Raw genomic sequence first — 9860 nt, 5'->3', positions numbered from 1 at the left:
GCGCCACCCACATCGACCTCTACGACAAGGACCAGCACGTCACCCCCGCCGCCAACAAGCTCAGCGACTTCTACACCACCCACCTCACCACCTGACACACAACACGGTGAGGGAATTCCCCCGGAAAACGCTCTGCTCCCCCGTCGCTGCATGACGGGGGAGCAGAGGTCTGCGCTGAATTCGATCGCCCGGTCTTCTCACGTTCCGAATTCAGTGGTGTGAAATCGTCAGCCGAGGTTGAGCGTCGTCGACGCCGCGGCCTTGGTGCCGCCGTTGCAGGAGACGACCTGGCCGTTGAAGATCCGGTCGTCCGAGCAGCCCTCGTCGTCCACGACGGTGACGGTGACGGTCCGCGCGCCGGCCTGGGCGAACGTGTGGGTGATCTCCGGGCGGGTCGTGGTGGCGGTCGTGCCGTCGCCGAAGTCCCACTCGTAACGGACGACGGAGCCGTCGGGGTCGGTGGCCCCCGAGGCGGTGAAGACTCCGGTCTGGCCGCCGCTGTAGAGCGTGCTGATCTTGGCGATCGGACCCTGGTTCGGGGTCATGACGCTGGTCGGCCCGTCGGCGAAGAAGAGGCCGGTGTCCGTGGCCGGGTGGCTGGTCCGGGCCAGGCTGCCGTCCACCGGGTCGACCGCGAAGCTGTGCACCTTGGTGGTCAGGCTGAGGGCGAGGACGTCGACGTCGAAGAGGCGCCGGGCGTCCGGGCTGAGCACGACACGGCCGGGCATGGTGTCGGCCGGACCGGGGTAGGGCGAGCCGACGAGCGGGGTGAGCGACCCGTCGTCCGCGATCGAGTAACCGGAGATCTTGTTGCTTCCGGCCTCAGGGAGGTACATGCGCTTGGAGTCCGGCGTCACGGCACCGCCGTGCGGGAGGTCGCCGGACACGTACGGGGAGCCGGGCGTGGGCGTGAGGGTGCCGTCGTCCGCGATCGCGAACCCGGAGATGTTGCCGCCCTGCTCGTTGGTCGTGTAGAGGAACCGGCCGTCGGGCGTGACGTTGGGCAGCGCGGGACCGGCGCCCGTGGGAACCGGGTCGCCCAGCTGGGTGAGCGAACCGTCCGGGGCGGTGCGGTAGGGGGTGATGTTGCTGGCGTTGAAGTTGGACGCGTACACGGTGCGACCGTCGGTGGTGACGACGGGCAGGCTCATGTAGCTGGTGCCGGGGATCGTGGCCGGCTGACCGATCTTGGCGAGGGTGCCGTTCTGCGCGACGACGAGGGTGTTCATCGTGCCGCTGGTCTGACCGCCGACCGTGGCGTACAGCCGCGTGCCGTCGGGCGAGAAGGCCAGGCCGATGACGCCCGCGTCGTACTGGGCGACCGCGCCGGGGATCGCGGTCAGGGCCCCGCCGGCCCCGATGGTGAAGCCCTTGACCCACTTCTTGGAGAGGCTCGCGACGTACGCCTTCTTGCCGTCGGGAGAGACGACGATCGCGAAGCCCGTGTCCGCCGCGAACGGGGAGCCGCTCACCTTCGTCAGCGCCCCGTCACGGGAGACGCCGTAGACCGCGATGTGACCGGTGCCGGTGCTGCCCACGAGCATGAACCGGCCGGGGGCACCCGCGCTGAGCGAGGTCACCTCCGTCCCGGAGGTGAACAGCCCGGACGGGGCGCCGACCGCGATGCCCGGAGCCAGCAGGGTGGTCGCGGCCAGCGCCACCACCGCCGACCGGGTGAGCGTGGTGCGACGCGGACGCGAGACTTTCCCGCACACTCGGGTTCCAGCCTCGGAATTCTTGAAAGAAATCACGTGAATTCTCACCTCAGGGGGATGTGCGTCGGAACTTCTCCGGCGGCTGAGGCCATTAAGGAATGTTCTGGAACCTCAACGGAAGCGTCTCCCGAGAGTCTGTACAGAAGGTTGGACACCAAATTCTGCGACGCATGACAAAATGCACTTTCCGGACATTCGGCCACTGCTGGCTCAAGCCGTCCCAGCTCGACTCCGTGATGCCATCCCGGGCTGCTCCGCATGCCGAACCACGAGTCACTCGTCTCGTCCCCACACCCGCGCCGAGCGCAGGAACTGCTGGACGACGGCTGGGGGCGGGCCGGCGAGTTCAGGTCGTGGGCCGTACGCCTGAGGGTCGAACAGCGCACAGACGCCGTGGCCGAGCGGATCGACCGGGCCGACTCGTAGAGCGGTCCCTGCTCGGCAGGACCGGCCCCATTCCGACCACGCCGAAGCCGACCTGCTCAAGACAGCCCACTCGTTCGGGGCGACTCCTCCGGATGGCGAACGGTCACCCTGTCGACGCGTACGCAAGGGCATTCCCGTCTCCTACGGGTCAGGCTGAGGGGCCGGGCAGGGCATCAGCCCTCTCACGGCAGGCGGTGAGCGGTGCGCCCGTCGTTATGATTCGTTGAGGGGCACTCCGGCCGAGGTATGCGGCGAAGCGCGTGCGTCGATGACCGGCGACCGGGATCGAACCTCCTTCGCGGGCGAGGCCGCCTACCACCTGAGTCTGCTGCGGTGGGCAGTGGCGCAACTACCTCCTGCCGATGCGGCACGCGCCGGCGACGAGCTCGATGCGACCGGACTCGCCGCAGCGGCCGTTCCCTTCCTGCCGGGCGTTCGCGAGGGCGACAACAAGGGGGACGCATTACCCTCCGCGGAGCTCGTCGTCGCCCTGCACGGAGCGCTCACCGTGCTGGACTGCGACGCGTTGCTCGACGCCGGACCCGTGGATTGGAAGGCGATGACCCTCGCACACCCACGAGAGCCCTTCGGCTCCGTGGCGTCGCGTGGCCTGATAGCCCGCCGGGACTGTCCCGACGTGCTGACCCTGGCCCTGCTCATGCCGTGGCGGCCGGAAGTCGCCGACCGTCTCGCGGCCCGGCAGAAGGCCCGGCCGGCCAAGCGGCGGCCGGTCAGCATGCCCCCGGGGCACCGACGGCACTGTCCGCCGCTCCCGTCTCCTCCGTACGAGCTGCCCGAGTGCGTCCGCGCCCTGCTTCTCCCGCGTCTGTCCAAACTCCGGACCCCGCTGCTGCGTCTGCTGCTGACCACGGACGGGGCGGCCGAGGTGGTGCGGACGACACGTCGGCTCGACCGACTCCTCGCAGCCGTCGACCACGGTGACCGGAGTCACACCGGGAAGGTACTGGCGTTCTGGGAATCGGTCGGCGCCGAACTGCGCGCGGCTCTGCGCTCGGACCGGACGGCGTGGAAGGCCGCCTCCGAACGGCTCCCCTGGCACAAGGGCAGCCTGCGCGAACTCATCGACGGCCTCGGCGAACCTACGCGGTCCCGGCGCCGTCCTCCCGATCTGCGCGTCCTGGTCCAGGCACCGCCGGAGCTCCTCACCACCGTCGTCGCCGACCTCGACGACGAAGTCCTCGCACGGGGGGGCCGAGGCGTGTGCCGGACGCCGCGGTGTCCGCACGGGGCATGCCCTCCTCGCCACCGCCCTGTTAAGGCTCGAGGCCGCCGGCGTTCCTCCGCGTCCGCTGTTCGCCCGCTGGGCACGTGACGGCCTGCTCTCCTGGAACGGCGAGCTCACGACGGCCGGAGGGCTGTACGGGCTGGACGCCGAGCTGGACGAACGGCTCGACCGCCGTGCGCTCACCGACGCGGGCCTGCGCCGCCTCATCACCGCCCGACTGCCACGCCGACCCCGGACCAGGGACCTGGTGGCCGAGTTGCGCGCGCACCCCACTCCCGTTCAGGCACAGCTCACGCTCGACGGCCAAAGCGCCGAGGACACGCCCTGGGCCGAACTCGCCGAGGCTCATCTCGTCGAACCGCTGCCGAACTCGGTGCTGTGGGTGCTCGCCTCCCGGCCCGGCTGCCCCGCCATCCTGCTCCCCTCGCTGTCAGGGGGAGGGCGACACCACCACCTGAGCGAACTGGCCAGCCAGAGCCCCGAGTCAGCCCGAATCGCCCTCACCCGCCTCTCGGAGTCCAACCCCGTCCCCTACGCCTACGGCACCTCCTCCGGCACAGCCCGGCCAACGATCCACGCCGTCCGCTCCGCCCGACTCCTCGACGACCGCACGATCCTGGCGACCGCACGGCCCGCCAGCGCGGCCCTGCTCTACGGCCGCGACCTGCCCACCAATGCTCCGGACGGGAACTCGTGGAGTCGGCTCTGCGGTGAACACCTCACCTCCGCAGCACGCCGCTTCGGCCCCGGCTTCTGGCAGCTCCTCGCCAGACGACTGCCCACCTTCGACGGCACGCTGCTCGAACTCCTCGCCCCGACACCGAGTGAGGCCGACCTCACTGCACTCCATGCCTACGCTCAGGGTGCTCCCCAGCGACCCGAGGCGCTCCCTCTCCGCGCGCTCATCAGCCGGTACGAGTCCCAGGTTCGCACCGCCGTCGCGCTCCTGCAGGACGACGCGGTGACGCCCAAGACGCCCGAAATCCCCGACCGCTGGGCCGCCTCGGGGTGGCTGGACACCGAATTGACCACCTTGGTCGCCCTCGCCCGAGCCGCGACCACCGTGCGCCCCGAGTTCACGATCTCCCTCCCGGAGATCCTCTCCCCCCCACCTGGACTCGCCGGACCGCGTCGCCGAGCTAATCCCCCTGGCCGCACTCGCTCAACAGACCGCGGCCCGGATCGGCGACCAGCACGGTGAAGCCGTGGCCTGGTCCACCGCAGGCGCGGCCATGAGGAGACTGCGCCGGTCCGAAGAGGCCGCGGCTGTTCTGGAACGCGCTCGCGCTCTCATACGCACGACGAGCGACCTCGAACAGGAAGCCCGCATCAACCTTCCCCTGGGCCATGCCCTGAGGAGTCTGCGCCGCGACCGACAGGCCGCCGTCGCCTTCCGTGAGGCCGTCGCGCTCTTCGAGAGGACCGGGCGAAAAGAGGAGCTCGGCGAGGCGGCCACCGATCTGACACGACTCACCGAGCAGATGGCCTCCCGCCCGACGGGCTGAGCCTGGAGGGCGCCGGTCGGAGGGTATTCCCGCGCGGTTTCGGGCGTTCCGGGTTCGGTGCTCCTTTCCGGTTCCTGGCGTCAGCCGAACGATCCCGTGGCGATGAGGTCAGCGTTCACCTTCCAGTGCCGCGTGAAGACCAGGGACGTCGGCCCGGGAGAGGGCGTCGATGATGTCCAGGCAGCGGCTGCGTATGGAGGGTGGGCTTTGGCGGTACAGCCTCAGGACCGCCGTCACCACGTAGCGGCCGTGAGCCGCATGACGGGTTCGGATGTCGGCCAGGTCGGTACCTGCCCGGCCGACGATGTACTCGCAGGCGTCCAACGCCGTCGGCGGGAGGAGGCCGGTCGGGTGGTGGAGCGCGAAGGCGAGTTCCCCCAAGTTGTCGGGGAAAGCCTTGCTGGCGATGAACGTCTGGACGAGTTCGTCGGCCTGGGAGGGAAGCAGGCCGAAGGCGTGCCTCATCACGGTCGATGCGTTGTTGCGAACCTCTTCGTCCTCATCCTCGAACAGCGGCAGGAGCCGCGTGTAGTGATCAGGGTTGCCGGCGAAGACCTCGGCCGCGCCGCGGCGTGCCACAGTGCCCAGCTGCAGCACCGTGGTGGGCAAGTCCGGTGTGGCGTTCCCTTGGAGCGTCACCACGGCCCAGGTCTGTCCTGCGAGCTCCCGGGTCTGCCGTGGGCCGTGGAGGGCCGCGTCGAGGTGGGGGACGAATCGTCCGGGGTCGCGGGCCAGAGCTCCGATGAGCAGGCGCTGGGTCGTGTGTGCGTTGTGGACGTTGAGGTCATGGTGCGTCATCAGCTGGTCCGCGGCGTCCAGCGCGGTCTGTGGGTCGTGGTTCATCAAGGCGCGGACGGCTTCGGCGGCGCAGACGCGGACGGCGAGTACGGAGTCGGTGGCGAGTCGGAGGATGAGGGGTCTGAGTTCGGGCAGGTGGCGGGCGTCGTGGAAGAGGAGGGTCGCGCACGTGATGGCTGCCTGGCCCCGGATGGCGTTCAGGCCTGCGGTCAGCAGATCGGTGCGGGTGCCTTCAGCGTCCAGGGCGCGGGTGTCCCGCTCGGGGGTAGGGGCCGTCGCGTAGCTCGTGAGGAGGGGGAGCTGGGTGGAGGTGAAGCGGTCGGGCGTGGCCTGGAGCGCGCGGCACACCGTGGAGGCTGCTTCTTCGCCGAGGGTCCGGTTGGTGTGGAGGGCCAGCTTCTCCCATGCCTCGCTGTCCTCCAGGTGGGGTGCGGCTCCTTCCACGATCGCGCACAGATACGCTCCGGGCATGCCGGGTCCGAGGGTGAGGGCGAAGGCGGCGAAGCGCGAGGGCTCCTGTGCTGCTCGGGTGCGGAGTGTGCCGGCGAGTTCGTGCACGCCGCCCTGGGGCGGCCACGACCGTTCGACTCGGGGCTTGGCGTACTTGTCCATAGCGCGACGCCATTGTTCGTCGGTCATGTGCGCCGCCGCATGGTCGCTGATCGGAGAACTTGCCCACGCGGTGACGACTCCTGAGGGCGGGGAGGGGACGATTCCGGGGAACCTCCGTTCCAGTTCGCCGAGCCTCCGTCGAACCTTGTCGCTGCGACGGGCGGGGGCGATCCCCGACAGCAGTTCGTACTGGCCCCAGCCGCAACGGCTGGGGTCTCCCTTCACTCTTCGGCGCTGCTCCGTCGTCGGGTAATACCCGAGAAGCACTTCGGCCAGATGGTCAAGGGTGTCGTCGGTGCAGTCGGGCGTGGCGGCTGCGATGAGTTCATGAGACGCCCAGCGGGAACTGTCCACCCAGCCCAGGCGGAGGTTTCGCTGGTCGCTGCTGAGCCAGTCGAGCGCCTCGTCAGCCATCCCCGGGGTGGTGTACAGGCGGCAGGTCAGGAAGCGGGCGATCTCCGTTGCCGATCCGCTCAGTCTCGTCAGGGTGTCAGCCGCGGCGCCCGGGTCGGTGGCCGGCAGGGCGCGCAAGGCGGTGTCGAGGGCGGAGAGCAGCTCGGCACTGACGCTGCTGCCGTCCCGTTGCCGGTACGACCAGCGACTGTCCGACCGTTCGCTGAAGGCCTCGTCGGACTCTGCGGTGTGGAGTACGAAGGACAGGACGTTATCCACGTAGGCCTTCGGCGCGGCCTTTGCGATCTGAGACAGGACGGTGGCGGCGGTCTGTGAGTGGGCCGCGAGGTACTCGCCCCCGAACGGCTTGCGGCTGCTGTCGGGGGGCTCCTGGGTCCGTGCCCGGTCCAGGTAGGCGCCGACGAGCCTGGCTGCCGGAACGGGGGCGGTCTCGGAGAGGCCGTAGAGGAGGGTCCAGAAGTCGCTGTTGGTCGCGAGGGGGCCGCGGGCCTCGTCGGCCTGTCCTGTCCGGATCAGGTCGACGGCCATGTCGACGAGGCCGGGCGTGAGGGACCACTCCATGAGGCCGAGGAGCCGCCGTCGCCACTCGGGGGTGGTGCTGATGTGGGGGCGTACCAGCTCTGCTGCCCGCTCCGGCCTGTGCCGTGCCGCGATGAGCAGTTCGGCGAACGCGGCGTCGACGGTTTCGGCAGCGGCCAGCCAGCGTTCCCACCTGCCGTCGTGGTCCGCGGCGTCGAACCAGGCGGGCAGCGCCAGCAATCGGCGCACCTTACGTGCCACCGGGCTCGCACCCCAGGCGAACGGTTCGACGGCCAGCCAGTCCGCCGGGGCCGCATCGAGCTGTGTGAGAACGGTGGTGACCACGTCGTGCAGGTGGGAGCGGATTCGGGTGGACCCGAGCAGCCGTGCCGTGGTCTCGCGGAACCGGTCGCGGTCCGTGCCGGCGAGGTGCTCGAGGATTTGGCGGGTCTGCGCCCGTCTGAAGAGGTGCTGCCCGGAGTCGGCCAGGAAGTCGTGGACGTCCCTTCCGGTCGTGAGGAAGGAGCGGGCGAAGAGGTAGTCGAAGTAGGTCTCGTGGAAGAAACCGATGCGTTCCTCGTCGCCCACCAGGAGCCCTTCCGACTTCAAGGCCTCGACATCCTCCGGCGCGTAGCGGTCAAGGAGGGCGAGGGGTGCCTGCAGACTCTCCCGGTCGCTCATGGAGGTGCACAGGGCGCCGGTGATCCCCTGCCAGTCGAAGCTTCCCCTCCTGATTCCTACGCGTCTGCGCACCTCTTTGGTGTAACCGCCGTAGAGCTGTTGCAGAGTCCGGTAGGGCACGGCGCGGGCAGCAGGGGGAAGGGTGCTGAAGACCGCCAGGTGCAGAGGGGTGCGCAGCAGCTCCAGAGTCACTGGGCTCAGGTTGTCGGGGTCGTTCCCACTCGCGGTGAGTACGGCGCGCACCGAGTCTTCGGTCAGCTCCCCCACGGGGAATCTCTCCGCCCGGACATCTGCCGTCATCAGTCTGCTGAGCCTGCCGTCCTGTTCGACGTCGACGGTGCGGACCACCAGGAGCACCTTGATGTTCGGCGCTGCCGAGAGTTGAGCGAGCACATCCTCGACGGCCTCGAAGACGTCTGCCATGCGACCGCTATACAGACTGACGGCGTCCAGTTGATCGACGACAAAGAGCCCAGGCCCCCCATCGGCAACTCCAGGCAGCAGGATCCCGGGCGAATCCTGCAAATTCATCATGGTGCCGAGGTCCCTCGCCGTTCGCACCGACGGAGCGGCTCGGTCCATGCGAACGACGGCGATCGGCCACCCGTGGCTTGCGAGACGTTCCAGTACATTCGCGGCAACCGTCGACTTGCCCGAGCCCGCCCGTCCCTCGCACAGCACGATCTGCGGACCGCCCTCGGCCACCAACCGACCGTGCAGCTGGTCGAGGTGAGGGCGCGCGGCCAGTCCGAGAGCGGGCGCCCTATCCCGCACGTGCCGCAGGAACCCGTCCTTGGTGGCCGCCAGGGCATTGAGCGTATTGCTATCCCCGGCCAACAGTCGGGGTCGAACTCCGTCGAGAGAGAGCAAGTGGTTACGGATCTCCGACCCGGTGAGCCACTTGTGGAGGTTGTCGTCCAGATATCCGCTCAGCTGCCTGACGATTCCCTCAGGATTCCCTACGAACAGCTGCTCGTAGATGATGTGAACCAGCTCACGCAGGTTCTCCGGTGAGTAGTCCTTCACGTAAACGGACTGGAGATATCTCCAGAGGGTCTCCCGGTCTACGGGCTTGCCGTCGTCGGCCCAGACTCCGCACAGAGCCATGAAGTCGCGCCCTTGAGGGCCGGTAAGAATCTCTTCGTACTCGGCGAACGTCACGGCGGCTCTCGCCCGGTCGGCAAGGTCGCGCAGCGCGGGCGATCCGGTCGAGAGAACGAGTCGCACTTTCCTGCCGGCTGCAAGGTGGCTTGCGACGGCCTTGAGGAGGGCTGCCACGGATCGCAGCGACCAGGGCCCCCGCGACGGCACATCCTTCACCTGATCGCACCATGTTTCGCCCTTGGCCACGAGCTGGAACTCGATGCCTTCACCAGCCTGTCCCACAGGCTCAAGACGGATCCGCGAGGCCTCTCCGCGCAGGAGGTCCGCGACCTTCAGCGCGGTCCACCAGTTCTCGTACCGGTTGCCCGCCTTGTCCGCCGCTCCGCCCGACAGCCCCATCGCGCATCACTTCCCCAGTGCGCCGCAACGGACTCCTCACCGGGGAGTCCATGGCCAAGCACTGTATTACCTGCCGGCTCATCCGTGGCCTGTGTTTCGAGCATGCGCCTCCATGCGGTCACTCGCCGCCCAGCCGGCCACAGCTGAGCCCCGAGGCGCCGCACGAAGCCTGTCGACAGGGGATCGGCCACCTGCGGCCGCGACGCACCGGTGCGCGACCACACCCCCGAGCGGATAATTGCGCCATCATGCACAGGTGCAAAGTGCACCCAGTCCAACCCACCCCTGACGGTTGATCAGGAAAGTCAGCAACAGGTCAGCATCAGTACCGCCCGAGACCGCTCCCGAACGCCATGAATCGCCAAGATCAACGATTGATCTCACTCGCTCTGACCTGCAAAAAGCCTGCTCAGTCACCTACCTGCTAGCCTCACCAGGAGG

The 9860-nt window shown here is 68.9% G+C and carries 5 protein-coding genes; 3 read left to right on the top strand and 2 right to left on the bottom strand.

The window, feature by feature from the left end:
- Positions 1-227 precede the first annotated feature (227 nt).
- Positions 228-1715, bottom strand: a complete 1488-nt coding sequence (locus ACF1ED_RS35740) for a beta-propeller fold lactonase family protein (RefSeq protein ID WP_391767532.1) — start codon at positions 1713-1715, stop codon at positions 228-230.
- A gap of 694 nt (positions 1716-2409) precedes the next feature.
- Between ACF1ED_RS35740 and ACF1ED_RS35735 the strand changes: the two genes are divergently transcribed.
- The 3 genes from ACF1ED_RS35735 to ACF1ED_RS35725 all read left to right on the top strand — a co-directional run bounded on the left by ACF1ED_RS35735 (position 2410) and on the right by ACF1ED_RS35725 (position 4892).
- A complete protein-coding gene (locus tag ACF1ED_RS35735; protein WP_391767531.1) occupies positions 2410-3474 on the top strand; it encodes a hypothetical protein in 1065 nt (354 codons plus the stop codon).
- 160 nt (positions 3475-3634) lie between these two features.
- Complete coding sequence (locus tag ACF1ED_RS35730; RefSeq protein WP_391767530.1) at positions 3635-4588, top strand: hypothetical protein; 954 nt, start codon at positions 3635-3637, stop codon at positions 4586-4588.
- Between the two features lie 4 nt (positions 4589-4592).
- Positions 4593-4892 carry a hypothetical protein gene (locus ACF1ED_RS35725; RefSeq protein ID WP_391767529.1) on the top strand — a complete coding sequence of 100 codons (300 nt, stop codon included), beginning with the start codon at positions 4593-4595 and terminating at the stop codon, positions 4890-4892.
- Between the two features lie 108 nt (positions 4893-5000).
- On the opposite strand, the gene ACF1ED_RS35720 is transcribed toward ACF1ED_RS35725, so the two are convergent.
- Positions 5001-9419 carry a hypothetical protein gene (locus ACF1ED_RS35720; RefSeq protein ID WP_391767528.1) on the bottom strand — a complete coding sequence of 1473 codons (4419 nt, stop codon included), beginning with the start codon at positions 9417-9419 and terminating at the stop codon, positions 5001-5003.
- Between the last annotated feature and the right edge of the window lie 441 nt (positions 9420-9860).

This window comes from Streptomyces sp. NPDC014656 (assembly GCF_043084305.1).
Lineage (GTDB): Bacteria > Actinomycetota > Actinomycetes > Streptomycetales > Streptomycetaceae > Streptomyces.
Note: the sequence above shows the minus strand (reverse complement) of the source record. Positions and strands in the feature narration are given on the sequence as shown.